Raw genomic sequence first — 22,330 nt, forward strand, 5'->3', positions numbered from 1 at the left:
CCAGCGCCTCACCCGCCTGCGCCACATCCCGCAACCCAGACAACGACACACCCAGCTCAGCAGCCGCCTCCGCAACCGCCTCAACCATCGGCATCGGAGCAAACAGCTCACTCACCCGATGCGCCTCGAACCAGCGCACCAACTCCACCGGATTACGCCGCACCTCATCCCGCGGCACCACCAACGTCTTGCCCTGCCACAACGCCGAAAACATCTCCTGCGCCGCCGCATCAAAACTCAACGCCGCGAACTGACCCGTCCGCACACCCACCCCAGCCGGCATCACACCCGCATGCCACACCAACAAATTCGCCAACGCACCAGCCGGAAACACCACACCCTTCGGACGCCCCGTCGAACCCGACGTATAGATCACATACACCGGATGCTCAGGCCGCAGACCCACCACCTCGACCGGACCCGAAGGAACCCCGGCCAGAACCCGCTCAAAACCAGGCTCGTCAACAACGAACCTCACAGCAGACACGTCGGCGGGAATGCTGTCAGCAGTCTCAGTGGCCGTGATCACACACACCGGATCAGCGTCCGCGAACATGTACGCGATCCGGTCCGCCGGATACTCCGGATCCACCGGCAGGTAGGCAGCGCCCGTCTTCACCACGGCCAGCAACGCCACCGGCAACCACTGCGAACGCGGCAACATCAACGCCACCGTCGCCTCCGGCCCCGCACCCGCCCCACGCAACACACGCGCCAACCGATCCGACGCCGCATCCAACTCCGCATACGTCAGCCGCACACCCTCGAACACCACAGCCAACGCACCCGGACACTCCGCAACCCGCCCAGCGAACAACTCAGGCAACGACACCCACGGCACCTCCACCGCCGTGTCATTGAACCCCGAAACCAACTCCCCACGCTCACCCACCGACAGCACCTCAACCGACCCCACCCGCACATCCGGCGATGTCACGACCCCAGCCAGCAGACGAACGAACCGCTCCACCAGACACACCGCCGAGGAACGGTCGAACAAGTCAGTCGCAAACTCCAAATGACAGTCCATGCCCCCAACAGCCGACTCCCGCTCGGCGACTCGCAGCAGCAGATCGAACTTTGCCGTGTCCGCCTCGGCCACTTCAGCCGTGAGCGTGACGCCTGGGAGCTGGAGCTCAGCTTGGGCGTTGTTCTGGAAGGCGAGCATGACCTGGAAGAGCGGGTGCCGGGACATCGAACGCGCCGGGTTCAGCACCTCCACCAGGTACTCGAACGGCACATCCTGATTGGCGTAAGCCGCCAGGTCCGCCTCCCGCACACGTGCCACCAGCTCACGGAACGTCGGGTCCCCGGACACATCCGTGCGCAGCACCAGCGTGTTCACAAAGAACCCGACCAGATCATCCAACGCCTCATCCGTACGACCCGCGATCGGCGAACCGATCGGGATGTCCGTACCCGCACCCAAACGCGACAACAACGCCGCAAACGCAGCCTGAAGCACCATGAACACGCTCGCGCCCGACTCCCGGGCCAGAGCGCCGAGCCCCGCGTGCATTTCCGCATTTACCTCGAAGGCAACGCGATCGCCCTGGTACGAGGCCACCGCGGGCCGCGGACGGTCCGCCGGCAGCTCCAACTGCTCCGGCACGCCGGACAGCGCCTCGGACCAGAACGCCACCTGTCGGTTCAGCACACTGCCCGGATCGGACTCCTCACCCAGCAACTGCCGCTGCCACAGCGCATAGTCCGCATACTGCACCGGCAGTGGTTCCCAGGCCGCTTCCCGGCCTTCCACCCTCGCCTCGTACGCGGCCCCCACGTCCTGCGCGAGGGGCGTCATCGACCAGCCGTCACCCGCAATGTGGTGCAGGACCATGACGAGGACATGGCTGTCCTCAGACAGCGCGAAGAGGGCCACGCGCAGGGGCAGCTCACGGGTCAGATCAAAGCCCCGCCCGGTGACCTCGGCCACCAGACCGGCCAGCAGCTCCTCGGTCGCCAGCTCTGCCTTCACATCGATGAGATCGGCTCCGGCAGCACGGATCGTCTGGGAGGGAATGCCATCGGCGCCCTCAGGGAAGACCGTCCGCAACGACTCATGCCGCTCCAGCACGTCCTGCAACGCCGCTGTGAGCGCCCCGTGATCGAGCACGCCATCCAGGCGGAGCACAACCGGCATGTTGTACGTGGAGGCGCCCGTGCCTTCCAGACGGTTGAGGAACCACATGCGCCGCTGGGCGAACGACAGAGGAATCTCCGCCGGCCGCTCAACCGCCGACAGGGCCGTTCGAGCGGTGTCCGCCCGGCCAATACGCTCGGCGAGATGAGCGACGGTGGGTGCCTCGAACAGGGCCTGCAGCGGCACCTCCACACCGAGAGCCGTGCGAATCCGGCTCACCACCCGGGTGGCGAGGAGGGAATGCCCGCCCAGATCGAAGAAGCTGTCGTCGATCCCGACCGACTTCAGCCCCAAGACCTCGCCGAACACCACGCACAGCGCTTCTTCGCGTGCCGTGCGCGGCGCCCGGAATGCGGTCGTGGGGTCGTACTCGGGTGCGGGCAGGGCACGCCGGTCCAGCTTCCCGTTCACCGTCAACGGCAGTTCGTCCAGGACGACCAGCGCCGACGGCACCATGAATTCCGGCAGACGCTTCCCCAGCGACGCGCGCAGTTCCGCGCCGTCAAGGGCGTGTCCGGGCGCCAGCACGACGTAGGCGACCAGGCGCTTGTCACCGGGCCGGTCCTCACGCGCGATCACGGCCACCTGGGCGACCTGCGGGTGAGCCGCCAGTGCCGCCTCGATCTCGCCGAGCTCAATACGGAAGCCGCGCAGCTTGACCTGGTGATCCGCACGCCCTGCGTACTCCAGGTTCCCGTCCGCACGCCAGCGCGCCAGATCGCCTGTGCGGTACATTCGCTCGCCCGCAGCACCGAACGGATCAGCCACGAACCGCTCAGCGGTCAGCCCGGGCCGGTTCAGATAGCCGCGGGCCAACTGCGCACCCGTCACGTACAGTTCGCCAGCCACGCCGACAGGCACTGGCTGGAGCCGGGCGTCCAGCACGTAGACGCGTGAGGTCCCCTGTGGCCGGCCGATCGGCACGGGGCCGTCCGGGAGGTCGGCACCTGAAGTGATCCGGTACTCGGTGCAGTTGACGGTGGTCTCGGTGGGGCCGTAGGCGTTGAAGACCGTTGCCTTCGGGTGGCGCCGACGCCATAGGGCCAGGTCCGTTCCGGCCAGCGCCTCGCCCCCGACGACGAGCTCGGCCGACGGCGACTGATCGTCGGGGAGATCGTTGAGGAGCAGGAGGTGGCTGGGAGTCACCTTCATGAGCGTGGGCCCTGTGTGCGCCGATGCCGCCGTGGGCGCGCTCTCACCGGGGGCATCCTGATGGAATATGTCCACGATGCGTACGCATCCGCCGACGACCAGCGGCGTGTACATCGACGTGATCGCCATGTCGAAGGTGATCGGCGAGTGCAGAGCGGTGATCTCTTGCGCGCCTGGATGGTTGACCGCCGCCCAGCACAGATAGGCAGCCAGTGCGCGGTGTTCGATCATCACACCCTTGGGGCGGCCCGTGGAGCCGGAGGTGTACATGACGTAGGCCCGGTGCAAGGCGAGCAGCGGCGTTGACAGCTCCTCTTCCCGCAGGTCATGGGCGTGGTCGACATCCGTGGCCGCGTCCCGCGCGCCAGCATCCACCGTGACGACAGGCAGTCCCGGCGGCAGCGCGACGTCGCTGTCGGCGAGCGTGACGGCACAGACCGCGGCCGCGTCCTCGACCATGTAGGCGATGCGCTGCGCCGGGTAGTCCACGTCCAGCGGAAGGTAGGCGGCGCCCGACTTCATGACCGCGATCAGGGTGACGATTCCGTCGGCTGATCTCGGCATGGCCACCGCCACCACGCGCTCCGGTCCCGCACCGAGCCCGATCAGGCGTCGCGCGAGCCGGTTGGCCCGGGCATTGAGTTCCGTGTACGTGAGGACCTCGCCGCCGCCGTCCACCGCCGGCGCGTCTGGCGTACGGGCCGCCTGCGCTTCGAACATCGCGGGGAACGTCAGCGCGGGCGCGGTCGCCTCCCCGCTCGCCGAGCTCCACTCACCCAGCAGGCGCCGGCGCTCCTGCGGGGCGAGGATCTCCGCCTGTGTCACGGGCCGGTCCGGGTCGGCGACCAGTGCGCGCAGCAGACGGACGAACCGGCTCGCCATCTCCTCGACTGTCTCGCGGTCGAAGAGGTCGGCGGCGTAACTCCACGTGCCGGTGATCCCCCCGGGGTGATGTCCGGCCATGGACGCCCCAGTGGCGGGGGTGGGGGCGAAGGTCTCGTCGAGGCTGAGGGAGAGGTCGAACTTCACGGCGCCCGAGGGTGCCTGCTCGACCGCGATATCGAGGCCGGCGAGGCTCAGGACGGGCGGGGTGGTGTTCTGGAAGGCGAGCATGACCTGGAACAGCGGGTGGCGGGACATGGACCGCGCCGGGTTCAGCACCTCCACCAGATGCTCGAACGGCACGTCCTGGTGGGCGTACGCCGCCAGGTCCGCCACGCGCGCACGCTCCACCAGCTCGGGGAACGTCGGATCACCCGACACGTCTGTGCGCAGCACCAGCGTGTTCACGAAGAACCCGACCAGATCGTCCAGTGCCTCGTCCGTACGACCCGCGATCGGCGAACCAATCGGGATGTCCGTACCCGCACCCAGCCGCGACAGCAGCACGGCCAACGCGGAGCGGACCACCATGAAGAGGCTCGCACCCATCTCCCGTGCCAGTTCCGTGAGACCTGCGTGCAGCTCCTCGTCGATCTCCACCGGAACGCTGTCACCCCAGTACGAGGCGACGGCGGGCCTGGGGCGGTCCGTCGGGAGTTCCAGCTGCTCCGGCGCTCCCGCCAACGTCTGCCGCCAGAAGGCGACCTGACTTGCCATCAGGCTCTGTGGGTCGGATTCCTCGCCCAGCAGCTCCCGCTGCCACAGCGAGTAGTCCGCGTACTGGACGGGCAGCGAATCCCACGCCGGAGAACCACCGGTGATCCGTGCTTCGTACGCTGTCGCGACGTCCCGCGCGAGCGGTGCCATCGACCAGCCGTCACCCGCGATGTGGTGCAGGACCACCACGAGGACGTGGACGTTCTCGTTCACGGCGAACAGGCAAGCCCTCAACGGCAGTTCGCGCGTGAGGTCGAAACCACGCGCCGCCCGGGCCGCGACGGCCGCCGCCAGTTCCTCCTCCCGTACGTGCTCGACCGGCAGCGGCACAGGACCGGTGGCGTCGGCCACCTGCTGGAACGACGTGCCGTCGGCACCCTCCGGGAACACGGTCCGCAGGCTCTCGTGGCGCGCCACGACGTCGCCGAGAGCGGCCGCCAGCGCTTGCTGATCCAGTGCTCCGGTGAGGCGCAGGGCGATCGGCATGTTGTACGCCGCTCCGGAGTCGCCCTCCAGACGGTTGAGGAACCACAGGCGCTGCTGCGCGAACGACAGGGGTATCTCGGCAGGCCGCCGTGCCGGCTCCGGCGCGGGCCGCGAGGCCTCCGCGCCGCCGATGCGCTCGGCAAGCAGGGCCACGTTCGGAGCCTCGAAGAGGGCGCGCAGGGGCAGCTCCACTCCCATTTCCGTACGGATGCGGTTGACCAGGCGGGTGACCAGCAGTGAGTGCCCTCCCAGGTCGAAGAAGCTGTCCTCGATGCCCACCCGCTCCAGCCCGAGGGCCTCGGCGAACATGTCGCACAGCACCTGCTCCCGGGCGTCGCGGGGCGCAGTGCCCGACACGACCGACGAGAAGTCGGGCACGGGCAGGGCCTTGCGGTCCAGCTTGCCGTTCACCGTCACCGGCAGCGCTTCCAGCACGACCACCACCGCCGGGACCATGAACTCCGGCAGTCTTTCGCCGACGAACTTCCGCACCGCGCCCTGGTCCACGCCCTCCACGCCGCCCGCGCCCGCGACGGGGACGGCGTACGCCACCAGCCGGGCGTCGGCCTCGCCCTGGGCGTGCACCGCGACGACGGCCTGCTCCACCAACGGGTGTGCGGCCACGGCCGATTCGACCTCGCCCAGCTCCACGCGGAACCCGCGGATCTTGACCTGGAAGTCGGTGCGGCCCAGGAATTCGATGTTCCCGTCGGCGCGCCAGCGCACCAGGTCGCCCGTGCGGTACATGCGCTCGCCAGGCGGGCCGTAGGGGTTGGCGACGAAGCGCTCGGCGGTGAGCGCCTGCCGGTTCACGTAGCCGCGCGCGAGCTGTACACCGGACACGTACAGCTCTCCGGCCACGCCAGCCGGGACGGGCCGCAGTCTCGCGTCGAGGACGTACGCGCGGGTGTTCCACACGGGAGCACCGATCGGCACGCTGGAGGCACCCGGCTCGTAGCGGTACGGCCAGCGGGTGACGTCGATGGAGGCCTCGGTGGGCCCGTACAGGTTGTAGAGGCGGGCCTTGGTCAGCGTCGTACGGAACTTGTCGGCCAGCTCAAGGGAGAGCGCCTCGCCGCCGAGGATGACGGTGTGCAGCGAGGAGCACGTGGCCGAGGCGGGCTCCGCCAGGAAGACGGCAAGCATCGACGGCACGAACTGCAGGGTGGTCACCCGCTTCGCCCTGATGACCTCGACCAGGTAGGCCGGGTCCCGGTGCCCGCCGGGCTTCGCCACCACCAGGGTCGCACCGACCTGCAAGGCCCAGAAGAACTCCCACACCGACACGTCGAAGCCGGTCGGGGTCTTCTGGAGGATCCGGTCGCCCGCGCCCTGCGGGTGTTTGGCCTGCATCCACGCCAGCCGGTTCACGATCGCGTCGTGCGGGATCATGACGCCCTTGGGGCGTCCCGTGGATCCGGAGGTGTAGATCACGTACGCCGGGTTCGACAGCGTCAGCCGGGCGTGCCGCTCCTCGTCCCGCACGTCGCGGTCCGGCCTGACCGCGAGGGATTCCTCGAAGCCGGGCTCGTCCATGACGACGGTGGACGCGCCGTCCGGCAGCAGGGGCAGCGTGTCCCGGGTGGTCAGCACGCACACGGGCCGGGCGTCCTCGATCATGTACGCGATCCGGTCGACCGGGTACTCCGGGTCGACCGGCAGGTATGCGGCGCCCGCCTTGACCACCGCGTACACAGCGACGACCTGCTCGATCGAACGCGGCAACGCGAGCGCGACCAGGCCTTCCGGCCCGGCACCCCGCTCCACGAGGAGGCGCGCGAGCCGGTTCGCCCGGGCGTTCAGCTCGCCGTACGTCACCTCGACGTCGTCGTACACCACCGCGACGGCGTCCGGCATACGCCGCACCTGCCGCTCGAACAGGTCCGGCAGCGGGGCCTGGAGCACGTCGACCCCGGTGTCGTTCCATTCCTCCACGATCCGGTGCCGCTCGGCCTCGGAGAGGACATCGAACTCGCTCAGCGCCTGATCGGGCCGGAGCACGGCGGCACGCAGCACGCGCGCGAAGCGCGCCACCAGTTCCTCCACCGACGCCCGGTCGAAGAGGTCCATGGCGAACTCCAGCTCACCCACGAGCCCCGCATGCTCCACCTCGTGCTCTGTGAGGTACATGCATAGGTCGAAGCGAGCGGCGGGCGCCACCACGCCCATATCCGTGCCGGTCGACACGGTCAGGCCGGGCAGGCTGAGGTCTGCCCGGTCGTTGTTCTGCAGCACCAGCATCGTCTGGAAGAGCGGGTGACGGGACATGGAGCGGGCCGGGTTGAGAGCATCGACGAGGTGCTCGAAGGGCACATCCTGGTGCGCGTAAGCAGCCAGGTCCGTCTCCCGTACGCGCTCGATCAGCTCACGGAAAGTCGGATCACCGGAGAGATCCGTGCGCAGGACGAGCGTGTTGACGAAGAACCCGACCAGATCGTCGAGGGCTTCGTCGGTACGGCCGGCGATCGGCGAGCCGATCGGAATGTCCATACCGGCTCCCAGCCGGGACAGCAGCGTGGCCAGCGCGGCCTGCAGCACCATGAACATGCTCGCGCCGGACTCCCGGGCCAATCCGGCAAGTCCCGCGTGGAGTTCACCGTCGATCTCGAACGGGACCGTGTCGCCCCGGTACGAGGCGACGACCGGACGCGGCCGGTCGGTGGGGACGGCCAACTGCTCGGGGAGGTCGGTCAGAGCCGACGTCCAGTACGCCAACTGGGCGTTGAGCACACTGTCCGGGTTCGATTCATCACCCAGCGTTGCCTGCTGCCAGAGCGTGTAGTCGGCGTACTGGACCGGCAACGGCTCCCAGTCCGGGACACGGCCCTCGGTGCGGGCCTCGTACGCGGTCGCAATGTCCCGCGCGAGGGGCGCCATGGACCAGCCGTCGCCCGCGATGTGGTGCAGCACCACCACCAGGACGTGGGTCTCCTCGTCCAGCGCAAAAAGACGTGCGCGCAGAGGCAATTCGGAGGTCAGGTCGAAGCCCTGGCCGGTGGTCTCGGCGACCAGGTCCGCCAGGCCCTCCGGGGGGCCAACCGTCACGTCCAACGCGATGTGGGCCCGCGCGCCGACCACCACCTCCTGGAACGGAGTGCCGTCTGGGCCCTCGGGAAAGACGGTGCGCAGGGACTCGTGCCGCTCGACGACATCGCACAGAGCCGCTTCGAGCACGTTACGGTCCAGCGCGCCCGTGAGACGCAGGGCTATGGGCAGGTTGTACGTCGCGGAGTCCTCGCCCTCGAACCGGCTGAGGAACCACAGTCGCCGCTGGGCGTACGAGAGTGGTACGTGTGCCGGCCTCTCCGCCACGACGAGCGGCATGCGCGCGGTGTCTGCCTTGCCTATGTGGTCGGCGAGTTGGGCGACGGTCGGCGTCTCGAACAGGGCCCGAAGCGGAATTTCTACATTTAGTTCGGTGCGGATGCGGCTGGCGATGCGGGTGGCGAGGAGGGAGTGGCCGCCCAGGTCGAAGAAACTGTCGTCGATGCCGACCTTGTCCAGGCCGAGGACTTCGGCGAAGACCGCACACAGGACTTCCTCGCGCGGATTGCGCGGAGCCCGCGAGGCGGCCGCGGAGGCGTACTCGGGCGCGGGAAGCGCACGACGGTCCAGCTTGCCGTTCGCCGTCACCGGGAACGACTCCAGCACCATCACCGCAGCCGGAACCATAAACTCCGGCAGCCGCTCCGAGACGAACCGACGCAGCCCAGACGGGTCGACGCAGGCACCCGGCACGCCCACCACATATCCCACCAGCCGCTTGTCTCCCGGCCGGTCCTCACGGGCGACCACCGCCACCTGAGCGACCTGCGGATCCGCGGCCAGCGCCGCCTCCACCTCACCGAGTTCGACACGGAAGCCACGGATCTTCACCTGGAAGTCAGCACGCCCCAGAAACTCCACCGTCCCATCAGAGGTCCAGCGAGCCAGATCACCCGTGCGATACATCCGCTCACCCGCAGCCCCGTACGGGTTGGCGACGAAACGCTCCGCCGTCAACCCCGGACAGTTCAGATAACCACGCGCCAGCTGCACACCCGCCAGGTAGAGCTCGCCGGCCACGCCCACCGGCACGGGCTGGAGGTTGCCGTCCAGGACATACACCTGGCTGTTGGCCACCGGCGCACCGATCGACGGAAACACCGGCCACGACTCCGGCCCACCTTCAAGAGTCAGTGCCGTGATCACGTGCGACTCGGTCGGCCCGTAATAGTTGTGCAACCGCCGACCCGGCACCGAAGCGAAGAACTCCCGCACCCGCTCATGCACCGCCAGCGCCTCACCCGCCTGCGCCACATCCCGCAACCCAGACAACGACACACCCAGCTCAGCAGCCGCCTCCGCAACCGCCTCAACCATCGGCATCGGAGCAAACAGCTCACTCACCCGATGCGCCTCGAACCAGCGCACCAACTCCACCGGATTACGCCGCACCTCATCCCGCGGCACCACCAACGTCTTGCCCTGCCACAACGCCGAAAACATCTCCTGCGCCGCCGCATCAAAACTCAACGCCGCGAACTGACCCGTCCGCACACCCACCCCAGCCGGCATCACACCCGCATGCCACACCAACAAATTCGCCAACGCACCAGCCGGAAACACCACACCCTTCGGACGCCCCGTCGAACCCGACGTATAGATCACATACACCGGATGCTCAGGCCGCAGACCCACCACCTCGACCGGACCCGAAGGAACCCCGGCCAGAACCCGCTCAAAACCAGGCTCGTCAACAACGAACCTCACAGCAGACACGTCGGCGGGAATGCTGTCAGCAGTCTCAGTGGCCGTGATCACACACACCGGATCAGCGTCCGCGAACATGTACGCGATCCGGTCCGCCGGATACTCCGGATCCACCGGCAGGTAGGCAGCGCCCGTCTTCACCACGGCCAGCAACGCCACCGGCAACCACTGCGAACGCGGCAACATCAACGCCACCGTCGCCTCCGGCCCCGCACCCGCCCCACGCAACACACGCGCCAACCGATCCGACGCCGCATCCAACTCCGCATACGTCAGCCGCACACCCTCGAACACCACAGCCAACGCACCCGGACACTCCGCAACCCGCCCAGCGAACAACTCAGGCAACGACACCCACGGCACCTCCACCGCCGTGTCATTGAACCCCGAAACCAACTCCCCACGCTCACCCACCGACAGCACCTCAACCGACCCCACCCGCACATCCGGCGATGTCACGACCCCAGCCAGCAGACGAACGAACCGCTCCACCAGACACACCGCCGAGGAACGGTCGAACAAGTCAGTCGCAAACTCCAAGTGCCCCTCGAGCCCGCGCATCTGGCCATCCGTGCCGGACTGCTCGCGCACGGACAGCAGCACATCGAACTTCGAGGTCTGCGTGCCCAGCTGTTCGACCTCCAGGTCCAGCCCTGGCAGGTTCAGGTCGGCCTGGTCGTTGTTCTGGAGGACGAGCATGACCTGGAAGAGCGGGTGCCGGGACATCGAACGCGCCGGGTTCAGCACCTCCACCAGGTACTCGAACGGCACATCCTGATTGGCGTAAGCCGCCAGGTCCGCCTCCCGCACACGTGCCACCAGCTCACGGAACGTCGGATCACCCGACACATCCGTACGCAGCACCAACGTGTTCACAAAGAACCCGACCAGATCATCCAACGCCTCATCCGTACGACCCGCGATCGGCGAACCGATCGGGATGTCCGTACCCGCACCCAAACGCGACAACAACGCCGCAAACGCAGCCTGAAGCACCATGAACACGCTCGCGCCCGACTCCCGGGCGAGCTGGGCCAGCGACGCGTGCAGCTCCGCTCCGATCTCCACCGGAACGCTGTCACCACCGAATGTGGCCACCACGGGCCTCGGATGGTTCGTCGGCAGCTCCAACTGCTCCGGCATCCCCGCCAGAGCCTCCCGCCAGTACGCCACCTCGCGGCTCAGCACACTGCCCGGTTCGGACTCCTCGCCCAGCAACTCCCGCTGCCACAGTGCATAGTCCGCGTACTGCACCGGCAACGACTCCCATGCCGGAGCACCACCAGTGACCCGCGCTTCGTACGCGGCCGCCACATCCCGCGCCAACGGCGCCATCGACCAGCCGTCGGCCGCGATGTGGTGCAGAACCAGCACCAAGATGTGCGAGGTCTCGTCTCGCCTGAACAGGCGTGCACGGAAAGGGACTTCAACAGTGAGATCGAAGCCACGTGCGGTGAACTCCATGGCGGAGCTCTGCAGGTCGGCCTCGCCGCCGGTGCCCGTGGTCAGGGAAGTGCCGGCCTCCTGGGCGGACAGGACGTGCTGGTACGGCTGGCCGGCCTGGTCTTCCGGGTACACCGTGCGCAGGGACTCGTGGCGCTCGGCGACGTCAGCCAGCGCCGCTTCCAGCGCTTCCTCGTCCAGCACGCCACCCAGTCGCAGGGAGAAGGCGACGTTGTAGGTGGACGCGTCGGCGCCCTCCAAACGGTTCAGGAACCACATCCGACGCTGCGCGAACGACAACGGCACCACCGCTGGGCGTTCCATGGCCACCACACCGGCCCGCGCACCCTCCGCACGACCGATCCACTCCGCCAGCAACGCCACCGAGGGCGCCTCGAACACAGCACGCAGCGGCAACTCCACGCCCAGCACCGCACGCACCCGGCTCACCACACGGGTCGCCGACAGCGAATGCCCACCCAGATCGAAGAAGCTCTCCTCGACCCCCACCCGCTCCACGCCCAGGACCTGGGCGAACACCCCGCACAACACGTCCTCACGCGCCGAACGCGCCAAACGCGAAACCTCTCCACCGCCGAACTCCGGAGCCGGCAGACCCCGCCGGTCCAGCTTCCCGTTCGCTGTCAACGGCAACGCGCCCAACACCACGACCACCGACGGCACCATGAACTCCGGCAGGCGCATGCCCAGCGCCCGGCGCAGTTCGACGCTGTCGACCGCGACGCCGGAGGCCGGGACGACGTAGGCGACGAGGTGCATCTCGCCCTGCCGGTCGTGGGTCACGACTACGGCCTGGGAAATGTCATCACGTGCCGTCAGGATGGCTTCGACCTCGCCGAGTTCGACACGGAAACCCCGGATCTTCACCTGGGAGTCGGCGCGTCCGAGGAACTCGACGGTGCCGTCGCTGCGCCAGCGGGCCAGGTCGCCCGTGCGGTACATGCGCTCGCCGGGGGCGCCGTAGGGGTTGGCGACGAACCGCTCGACCGTCAGGTCGGGCCGGTTCAGGTATCCGCGGGCCAGCTGCACGCCGGCCAGGTAGAGCTCTCCTGTCACGCCCACGGGGACGGGCCGCAGGCGGCGGTCGAGGACGTGGACACGCGTGTTGGCCACGGGGCGGCCGATCGGCGCGCTGCCGGTCCCGGTGCCTTCCCGGTACTCCCAGGCGGTCACGTCGACCGCGGCTTCGGTGGGTCCGTACAGGTTGAGGAGCCGGGTGTCACCGAAGGTCTCGGAGAAGGCTTCGGCCAGGTCCAGCGGCAGGGCCTCGCCACTGCAGAACACGGTGCGAACGGTGTCCGCGCAGCTCGCGGCGTTGGGCTCCGCCAGGAACACGGCGAGCATCGACGGCACGAAGTGAAGGGTGGTGATCCGCTCGGTCCGGATCAGGTCCGCGAGGTACACGGGGTCCTTGTGCCCGCCGGGCTTCGCCAGCACGAGGGTCGCCCCGACCCGCAGGGGCCAGAAGAACTCCCACACGGACACGTCGAAGCCCGCAGAGGTCTTCTGCAGGACACGGTCTCCCTCGCCCTGCGGATGGTCCGCCTGCATCCAGACCAGCCGGTTGTCGATCGCCTCGTGCGTGACCAGCACGCCCTTGGGGCGCCCTGTGGAGCCGGACGTGTGAATGACGTACGCGGGGTGGGAGGGAAGCAGCGGTACCGTGCGGTCGGCATCGGTCAGATCGGCATCGGGGCCGGTGAACAGTGACGCGCCCATTCCGGGGTCGTCAACGAGGATCCGGTGGGTGTCCTCGGGAAGCAGATCAGCCGTGGCCCCGCAGGCCAGCACGGTGACGGGCCTGGCGTCGGCAAGGATGTCGTGGAGGCGGCCGACCGGGTACTCCGGGTCCAGCGGCACGTAGGCCGCGCCTGCCTTGACCGCCGCATACATGGCAACGACGAGGTCGACGGAACGGGGCAGGGCGAGGCCTACGGTGCGCTCAGGGCCCGCGCCCTGCTCGACGAGCAGCCGGGCGAGCCGGTTCGCGCGGCTGTTGAGTTCCGCGTACGACAGCCGGGTGCCTTCGCACACGAGGGCCGCGGCGTCGGGGGTGCGCGCTGCCTGTCGCTCGAAGGCCGCTGCCAGCAGGGGCGGGCCGTCGGCGAGGCTGTCGGTAGCCGTGTCGTTCCACTCGTGCAGGACGCGTCGACGGTCGTCTTCGGACAAGACGTCGACGCGCCCGGCCTGGATCTGCGGGTCGGCGAGGAGTATCGCGAGCACGCGCTCGAACCGCTCCAGGTGCAGGGCGGCTTCGTCGGCCGTGTACAGGGAGGTGTTGGCGTCGAGGTCGATGCGCAGGCCGCTCTCCCCGGCCCGGTCGTACACCGCGAACGCCAGGTCATCGACGGGGCCGTTGGCGAGATTGCTCACCGTGGCGCGGTGGCCGCCGAAGGACAGGTCGTCGTCGAAGGACATGACGTTGACCATGGGGCCGAGGAAGCGCCCCCCGCCGGTGCCCGCTCCGGTGTCGCGCACCATGTCCTCGTGGCGGTAGCGCTGGTGGCGCAGCGCTACCTTCATCTCGCGTGCCGTCTCGGCGATGGTCTGCCTGAACGTGTGGCCGGCAGGAACGGACACCCGCAGGGGGACGACGTTGGAGACCATGCCGGGGGTGCGGCGCGACACCGCGCTCGTGCGCGCCGCGACGGGGAAGCTGAGCACGACGTCGGACGAGCCGGTCAGGCTCTGGAAGTAGACGGCGGTGGCGGCGGTGAGGACGACGGACCAGTGGGTCCTTGCCTCGCGCGCGAGGACTCGCAGCGCCTCTCCGGCGGCGGCCGGCAGGTGGGAGGTGAACCGTACGGCGGTGGGTGAGGGGGATTCCTCGGATCCGGCGGTCCTGGCACGGGGCGCGGTGTGCGCGGAAGTGCCGGGCTCGTGGTCGGCGAGGCGTGCCGACCAGTACTCACGGTCCCGCACGAAAGCGTCGGAGGCGCGGTAGGCGCGCTCCTCGGCGAGGAGGTCGCCGAGGGAGGCGAAGGGGGTGTCGGCGGGGGTGACACCGGCGATGAGCGCGTTGTAGATCTCGGCGAGCCGACGGGTGAACAGGGCGCCGCCGTAGCCGTCCACGGCGACGTGGTGACCGCGCTGATACCAGAGGAATCGGTCCTCGGCGAGCTTGAACAGGTGGAAGGCGTACTGGCAGTCGCCCTTCAGGAGGTCGAGTCGGCGGGCCAGGTCCACGCGGACGATCGGCTCGGCGACCTTGTCGGGCGAAGGCTCCCCGGACAGGTCGTAGAACACGAGGCCCGGCCCATGCTCCGGCTTTAGGGTTTGGCGTACCTCGCCGTCCTCCTCCGCGTAGGAGACCCGGAAGGTCTCCGTCTCCACCAGGAGTTGACGCATGGCCCGCTGGAAGGCCTCTTCGTCGACGGCGCCGTGGATCTCGACGCATTGCGCCACGTTGTACTCGAGATCCGTGACGCCCAGTTGATGGGCGAACCAGATGCCCGATTGAGCAGCGGACAGCGGCCAGGACGCACGAGTACCAGACACCTGAAGTCTTCCCCTGAAGTGAACGCAACTCCCAGGCGTCCGTGGTCAGCGGCCCTGGTGATGGATCTGATCGTTAGTAGAACCCAGCCGCGTTGGTGCTCAGTCCGGCAGCCTCAACGGCTGGGTTCGGTCCGGACTCAGGAGCCAGCGGACATGGCCTCGCGGAGGTCCTTGGGCCGCATGTCCACCCAGTGGGCATCGATGTACTCGACGCACTTCTGGCGCGGGGCCGCCTCGAGTACGGCCCGCCAGCCGGCAGGGACGTCGATCTTACTGGGCCACAGGGAGTACTGCTCCTGGTCGTTGACCAGCACCAGGTACGTACCGTCTGCGTCCTCGAAGGGATTGGTCATGCCGCAACCTCGTTCCGCTGAACCGTGGGTGCATCCGGTGACAGGGTGGCGGCAGGATTACAAGGCAACGCCAGAAAAACCGACGCCTGGTCAAGCAATCGGTTGGACAGAAAACGTCTCCCAAGCCCCCGCAGCAGAAGCCCTGCCGGGCCCCTGCGTAGGGGAATGTCCGGACAGTCTTGACTACTTACGTAGCGATCATAAGTATCTACATCCGCGCGCGTCAAGGACGTATGTTCCCTCCTAAAGGCCGTACGGCAAACACGATTTGACGCTCCGTAAGGGAGTCCGGATACCGTCCGCCCAGTTGCCGGACCGAGCCCGGCCCAGCGGGACGGACCGGCTATGAACAGGGGAAGGACCGGGGTGGACAGACCACACACCCAACTGACGCAACGCCAGAGTAGTGAGAGCCCGTACGCGATGCCCATGCGGTCCGATGACCAGACCCGGTGGTTGCGCCGGTTCCGACCGGCAGCGAACGTGAAGGCTCGCCTCATCTGTTTTCCACCGGCGGGCTCTGCAGCCAGCTTCTACCGCGCGTGGCCCGATGCGGTCCCCTCCGAGATCGACGTGATGGCGGTTCAGTACCCTGGCCGCCAGGAGCGCTTGGGCGAGGACTGCGAACGCTCCATGGAAGGGCTCGCCGCCGCGATCACCATGTCGCTCCTCCCACTCGCCGACCGACCGTTGGCCTTCTTCGGACACAGCATGGGAGCTTCGGTGGCCTTCGAGGTCGCCGCACGCCTGGAGGCAACGCACGAAATCGCGGGCATTCCGCTGTTCCTGGCCGCGCGCAAGGCACCGCATCGGGTGCGGCGACTGGACATCGACTGTGACGACGACCAGGCGCTGCTGAAGGAACTGGAAGTTCTGGGGAGTCCCGACACCCAGGTACTGGCTGACCCCGAGCTGCGTGAGCTGGCCCTGCCGGCGATCCGCGCCGACTTCAAGATCTGCCAGACGTACCGCCGCAGTGAGCAGCCCAACCCTCTGGATACCACCGCCGTCTTCTACCGGGGTTCAGGTGATCCGGGAACCGACGCCGACGACGTGCGCGACTGGTCCGACGTGATCCGCAACGGCGTTCAGGAAAGTGTTCTGCCAGGTGGGCACTTCTTCGTAATCCGGCACGAGCGGATCCTGATCCAGGATGTCACCAGACGCATCTACCGCTCTCTGTCCAACTGATCACAGACATGCGCGAGGCACCCGAGCCGAAAACATCGGTATGGGTGATGCGACTCCAACTCAACAATGAGGATAGATCTGCAATGGTTACCCCGGACGAACTCTTGGGCGCCGTGGGCAGTACCGCTGTCGCCGATTCTTTTGCTCTTTACCAAATAGCAACGTCCCATACATCTGCAGCAGTTGTCATTCGCGGGGGCGCTCTCAGCGGTGCAATCCGGTTGGTGGCATCGAGCGAAGCACTGGCCGTGGCATCCGGCATGCGGACCTGTTGGGATGACGAATGCACGTGGGAACATGCCAAGCTCCCGGGCATCGAGTTGCGGTCGTTCCACGAGCAGGGCGGTTTCGACCTCGTGAGGGCTTCAGTCATCGACACGGTCGCGGCCGGGCAAGCGTACGCAAACTGCGCTGACCGTCGGCTGGTGGGTCCCGAAGTGCTCGCTTCATGCTTCTCCAGTCAAATCGCCGAGTCCCTCGACTCCGTACTTCTTTCGACGGTTCGAGGCTCCTACTGCTACGGCCCAAAGTCAGCAGTTTCGGGCCGCACCGCCATTCACCTGATCTGACCAGGCGAGCCCCCAGCAACCAGACACCGGCCGGCCGCGTCGCCGGGCGGTGTCGCTGGCGGCCGTATTACGCGAGAAGTATCGAATTGATCACGCTGTGGATTCAGGCTGCGGCGTGCGGCGAGTACGGTGCTGAGGTTGAACTCGCAGTGGCTGGTGGGGGTCTGACGTTTCGTGATCGTTGCGGTATGCCGGAGGGATGAGATATCCGCAGGGAGGCGGGCTGACGCCGAAGGAGCAGGCGGCTCGTGAGCAGTTGAGGCTGGAGGCCGCGGAGCGGTTCGCGCGTGGGGAGAAGACCACGGACGTCGCGCGTGCGCTTCGGGTCGGGGAGCGTCAGGTGGAGAAGTGGCGCAGGACGTGGCGCGAGGGCGGGGCGGAGGCGCTGCGGTCGAAGGGGCCGATGTGCGTGGAACTTCTGAGCCCTGCGCAATGGGAGCGTCTCGTACGGGAGTTGGAGCGTGGCACTCTGGCGCACGGCTGGGACGAGGAGCAGGGCTGGACGCTGGTGCGGATCCGTGCGCTGATCATCCGATTGTTCCTGGTGGAGTACACGGTGCAGGGGGTCTGGAAGTTGATGCGGTGGCACGGCTGGTCCCCGCAGGTGCCGACCCGGCGGGCGCTGGAGCGGGACGACGCGAGTGTCGAGCGGTGGCGGAGTGAGGTGTGGGAGACGGTAAAGCCACCGCGGCGGCCAAGGATGCCTACATCTGCTTCGAGGACGAGGCAGGACAGGGTCTGAGGCCGCCGAAGGGGCACACGTGGGCGCCGCAGGGCCGGACACCGGTGGTACGAGTGCGTGGTTCGAACCGGGGACGGGTCTCCGTGGCGGGACTGGTTTGCTACAAGAGCGGCGAACGATCGCGTCTGATCTACCGGTTGCACGTGTACCGGGGACGGAAGGGTGAGGCGAAGAGCTTCGGATGGCAGGACTACCGGGACCTGATCGTCGTAGCGCACAACCAGCTCAAGACCCCCGTGGTCTGGGTTTGGGACAACTGTGAGACTCGTGGGGCGCTGTCCGGGGCCAGGGTCTGACCCGTGGGACAACTGGCCTTGGCTGCCTTGTTGAGGATCTGTCGGCCTGTGGTCCCGGGCGGTGCTTGCCGCCGTCGGACCGGTGAGCGTGTCCCGATAGGGGCCTTGCCGCACAAGGCACCGTCACAGTTCTGACCGGTCACCGGTCCGACGTCGTCCACAGCCCCGTGCCGATCGAGGAGCCGCGTGACCATCACCAGCTTGCCCCAGCCGACCCTGCCCGCACAGCCGGAAGAACCCCCGGCGGAGGACGTGATCCTGGGCGTGGACACCCACAAGGACGTGCACGTCGCTGCGGTAGTCACCTCGCTCGGGGCGCTCCTGGCCCACCAGGAGTTCCCGGTTACCGCCGCCGGTTACCGCCAACTGCTCTCCTGGGCACGCTCTTTCGGCGCTCTGCGCCGAGCAGGAGTGGAGTGCACCGGCTCCTACGGAGCGGCACTGACACGCTTCCTGAGCCGGGAGAACGTCCAGGTCATCGAAGTCAATCAGCCTGACCGCGCCCTGCGCCGCAAGCGCGGCAAGACCGACGCCGTCGATGCGGAGGCCGCAGCCCGAGCGGTGCTGTCCGGACGCGCCGACGTCACACCCAAGACAGGCCAGGGGCCGGCGGCCGACATGCGCGTGCTCCGGCTGGCGAAGGAGTCGGCCGTCAAGGCCCGCACACAGGCGAAGAACCAACTCAAGGCCGTACTGCTCGGCATCGATCCCGAGCTGCGCGAGGCACTTTCCAACCTCACCAACGCAGCCCTGATCACCACATGCGCCGACCTTCCCGACCCAGACGATGCAGCCGTCTTCACGCTCCGGCTGCTGGCCCGGCGCATCCAGCAGCTGACCGCCGAGGTGAAGGAACTCGCCCGGCGGGTCACCAAGGCTGTGCGTCGCTGCCGGCCGCAGCTTCTTGACATCATCGGCGTCGGGCCTGACAGCGCTGCTGCCCTGTTGATCGCGGCCGGCGACAATCCGGAACGGCTGGCCAGTGAGGCATCGTTCGCGGCTCTGTGCGGCGTCAGCCCCGTCGAGCAGTCGTCTGGGAAGACCCAGCGTCGCAGGCTGGACCGCGGTGGAAACCGGCAGGCCAATGCCGCCCTCTACCGGATCGTCGTGACCCGCCTCCGCCGTGACGCCCGAACACGTCTTTACCTCGAACGACGCACAAAGCAAGGCATGTCGAAACGCGAGATCATCCGCTGCCTCAAACGCTACGTCGCCCGCGAGATCTACTGCCACATTCAGCCGACCCCGGCCCTCGCTGCCCCGCCTGCCGCTGCTTGACGCAACATAGGGGCATCCTCAACGTCCATCTGGTCGACGAGCTCGCGTTGTTCTTCGTGGAGAACGAGGAGTGGCTGACGGTGTTCCAGTTGCCGCCGTATGCTCCTGAGCTCAATCCGCAGGAGGGCATCTGGTCGCTGGTCAAGCGCGGCCTGGCCGACTTCGCCGCCGCCAATCTCGACCACCTGGCTCGCGTCATGAAGCGCAAGCTCAAGAAGATCCAGTACCGGTCGGACCTGATCGACGGCTGCCTCACCGAGACCGGGCTGATCATGGGTGGCGGATGATCGCCGGCCCGCCACCGCGAGTTCAACCTCAGTGACACTGCTGCGGGCTGCCGACGGCCGGCTGGTCCTGGCCGTGGACGTCACTTGCCGACTGTGGTCCCACGCAGTTGCCGGCAGTTGCGCGACCTGGCCGAATAGCTCATCACGACGGACTCCTGCATCTCGTGGGAGTCGGCGAGCTCGGCGGTTGCACGGTACGGCGACGCCTCCCCCTTTGAGGCCGCCGGCATCCCCTACTGCCGTCTCCGACGTCAGCAACGGCGGAACGCGATCGGACCGATGCTGACTACTTGCTGACTTGGACTTCAACAGCACGGCGCTGACGCGTAAATAGCAGCAGGTCAGGGTGTGTGTGGGCAGGGCTGGCTGCCCGGTGGCCGTGGCGGTCGCCGGGTGTCCTGGCTCGGGTCGGTCAGGCCGTGTCTTCCGGCGGGTTGAGGGTGACGGTGTAGCCGAGTTGGTTGAGTGCGTTGATCGCGCGGCGGGTGGCGCGTTCGGGGTCGCGTTGGGCGAAGTAGGTGCCGCCGAGTTCGTGGTAGGCGACGTTGTCGGTGAGCATGTGCCAGATCGCGGTGATGATCGAGTGCTCGACGGCGACGAGGGCCCTGAGCGGGCCGCGGCGGGCGGTGAGCCGCTTGTAACGGGCCTGCAGGTAGGTGTCCCTGGTTCTCACCGCGCCGAAGGCGGCCAGGCCGAGGGCGCCTTTGAGGTAGGGGTTGCCGGGGCGGACCCTGGCGCTCTTGGTGCGGCCGGCGGACTCGTGGTGGCCGGGGCAGACGCCGGCCCAGGACGCGAGGTGCTTGGCGGAGGCGAACCGGCTCATGTCGCCGCCGGTCTCCGCGATGATCACCTCGGCGACGGCCCGGTTGATCCCGGGGATCGTGTCGAGGAGGTCGAGCGCGGGACGAAAGGGGGCCATCGCCTCCTCGATCCGCGTGTCCAGCTGCCGGATCGCGTCGGTGAGCTGGTCGTAGTGGTCCAGATGCAGCCGGGTCAGGAACGCGTGGTGGGCGCGGAATCGTCCGGTCAGTGCCTCGGTGAGCTCGGGGATCTTGTTGCGGAGCTTGCGCCTGGCCAACTCCGCAAGGGTCTGCGGGTCGCGTTCCCCGCCGGTCAACGCCTCCAGCATGGCCCGGCCTGAGACGCCCATGATGTCGGACACGACCGCGGAGAGCTTGATCCCGGTGTCTTCGAGGAGTTTCTCCAGACGCTGGACGATCTGACCGCGCTCGCGGGTCATCTGGGTGCGGGTGCGGGTCAGGTCCCGCAGCTCGCGCACCGGCTGGGGTGGCACGAACGAAGCGCGCACCAGGCCGTGTGCTCCGAGTTGGGCCAGCCAGGCCGCATCCGAGACGTCCGTCTTGCGGCCGGGCAGGTTCTTGACCTGCCGCGCGTTGACCAGGATCACGTTCAGCTCGTCGGCCAGCAGGTAGTAGAAGGGCTTCCAGTAGTCCGAGGTCGCCTCGATCACGACCAGGGTGACCTCGGCGGCGAGCAGGTGATCGCGCAGGGCGAGTACCGCGTTCGTCGTCGATTTCCAGGTGGTGGTCTCGGTCGTGAACGACCCCCGCCGCTTGGTACTGGGGGTGCGGACGCATGCCTTGGCGTCCTTCTTGCCGATGTCCACACCGGCGCAGCGTTCGTGCAGCACGTCCACGTCTTGATCCCTCCCTCGACGGCCGGGTGGTACGCCGTTCCGGGAGGGCCAGGGTGAATCAGGAATTCTGACGCACGTGCTCGCAGCAACACTCCACGGTTCCCGTGGACGGCCCTCGGCACCACGCTGACCTGCGAGCTCACCGGCATCACAGAGCTATCGGTTTCGGCCGGTACGAACCTCTCCAGCGTCCCGTACCGACATCAACCCCCGTCAGAGCAGACAGAAGCACGCCCAGCGCGCGCCACAGGATTTACCACGCCCCCGGCGCGCACCGAAGGTGCGCTGGGTCGCTGACCTGCGGAAATGCCCAGATGTTAGATGTAGGACTTGAACATGGTACGCAGCATTAGGTACTCCCAGATGGTCGGCTCCCTGCCTGCACATGCAGGTCAAGGGCGTTCCTCACCCTACAACGGCACGGTTTTCCTCTTGCTTCCAGGACTGAGCCGACCAGCAGCCGACTGGCCTGACGGTGCGTGCGCCACGAGGCCGGACGGCGCTCGGCGCTGCGTGTCCGTCGGCCAGAGCCGATCGGCCTGGCGCCGAACTACGCGAACCGGTCGGTTGCCGCCGACAGGGTCACCGGGCTCAGTACTGCGCCAGCCTCACGGGGTCCCACTCCACGATGTCCAGCACATCGTCGGCGTACCCCTTGGCCACAGGACCACTGGCATCAAGAAACGCCCGGTAGAGGAGCCACAGACCGTCGCGGACGGTCGCCACGCAACGCATCTGAAGACTGTCCTCGACCGAGTCGCCGTCCACCTCCCCCGCGACAAAGGCCAACAGCAGCCACAGGATCTCCTGCTCCTGCTCCGCCGCCATGCCGTCCGCCAGATACGCCATGACGTGGTCAGGCG

General features: G+C 67.8%; 7 protein-coding genes and 2 pseudogenes (1 of these 9 only partly in view). 5 read left to right on the plus strand and 4 right to left on the minus strand.

Annotated features, from left to right (window positions below; translation table 11 throughout):
* Positions 1 to 15,094, minus strand: partial view of a non-ribosomal peptide synthase/polyketide synthase gene (locus tag ACSYGN_RS04800; RefSeq protein ID WP_460392143.1) — the 5' portion only. 995 nt of this gene lie to the left of the window's left edge; the window shows 15,094 of its 16,089 coding nt (coding positions 1-15,094); it begins with the start codon at positions 15,092 to 15,094; its stop codon lies beyond the left edge, outside the window.
* A 137-nt stretch (positions 15,095 to 15,231) separates the two neighbouring features.
* Complete coding sequence (locus ACSYGN_RS04805; RefSeq protein ID WP_460392145.1) at positions 15,232 to 15,447, minus strand: MbtH family protein; 216 nt, start codon at positions 15,445 to 15,447, stop codon at positions 15,232 to 15,234.
* A gap of 429 nt (positions 15,448 to 15,876) precedes the next feature.
* Here ACSYGN_RS04805 and ACSYGN_RS04810 point away from each other — a divergent pair, with 429 nt between their 5' ends.
* The 5 genes and pseudogenes from ACSYGN_RS04810 to ACSYGN_RS04830 form a co-directional block, all read left to right on the plus strand.
* The gene (locus ACSYGN_RS04810; RefSeq protein ID WP_460392147.1) at positions 15,877 to 16,638 is read left to right on the plus strand and encodes a thioesterase II family protein; all 762 of its coding nucleotides are present in this window, start codon (positions 15,877 to 15,879) and stop codon (positions 16,636 to 16,638) included.
* An 8-nt stretch (positions 16,639 to 16,646) separates the two neighbouring features.
* A complete protein-coding gene (locus ACSYGN_RS04815) occupies positions 16,647 to 17,207 on the plus strand; it encodes a hypothetical protein (RefSeq protein WP_460392149.1) in 561 nt (186 codons plus the stop codon).
* 199 nt (positions 17,208 to 17,406) lie between these two features.
* Positions 17,407 to 18,206, plus strand: a pseudogene (locus ACSYGN_RS04820) (IS630 family transposase); the annotation flags it as partial.
* A gap of 231 nt (positions 18,207 to 18,437) precedes the next feature.
* Entirely contained in the window at positions 18,438 to 19,523 is a 1,086-nt protein-coding gene (locus ACSYGN_RS04825) for an IS110 family RNA-guided transposase (protein ID WP_460403235.1), read from the plus strand.
* Between the two features lie 17 nt (positions 19,524 to 19,540).
* A pseudogene (locus tag ACSYGN_RS04830) lies at positions 19,541 to 19,838 on the plus strand (transposase); the annotation flags it as partial.
* A 384-nt stretch (positions 19,839 to 20,222) separates the two neighbouring features.
* Here ACSYGN_RS04830 and ACSYGN_RS04835 read toward each other — a convergent pair.
* Positions 20,223 to 21,467: an IS110 family RNA-guided transposase gene (locus ACSYGN_RS04835; RefSeq protein ID WP_460392151.1), complete on the minus strand. Its 1,245-nt coding sequence runs from the start codon at positions 21,465 to 21,467 to the stop codon at positions 20,223 to 20,225.
* A gap of 591 nt (positions 21,468 to 22,058) precedes the next feature.
* A complete protein-coding gene (locus ACSYGN_RS04840; protein ID WP_460392153.1) occupies positions 22,059 to 22,316 on the minus strand; it encodes a hypothetical protein in 258 nt (85 codons plus the stop codon).
* Positions 22,317 to 22,330: the final 14 nt, after the last annotated feature.

It is taken from the genome of Streptomyces sp. YIM S03343, from assembly GCF_054729195.1.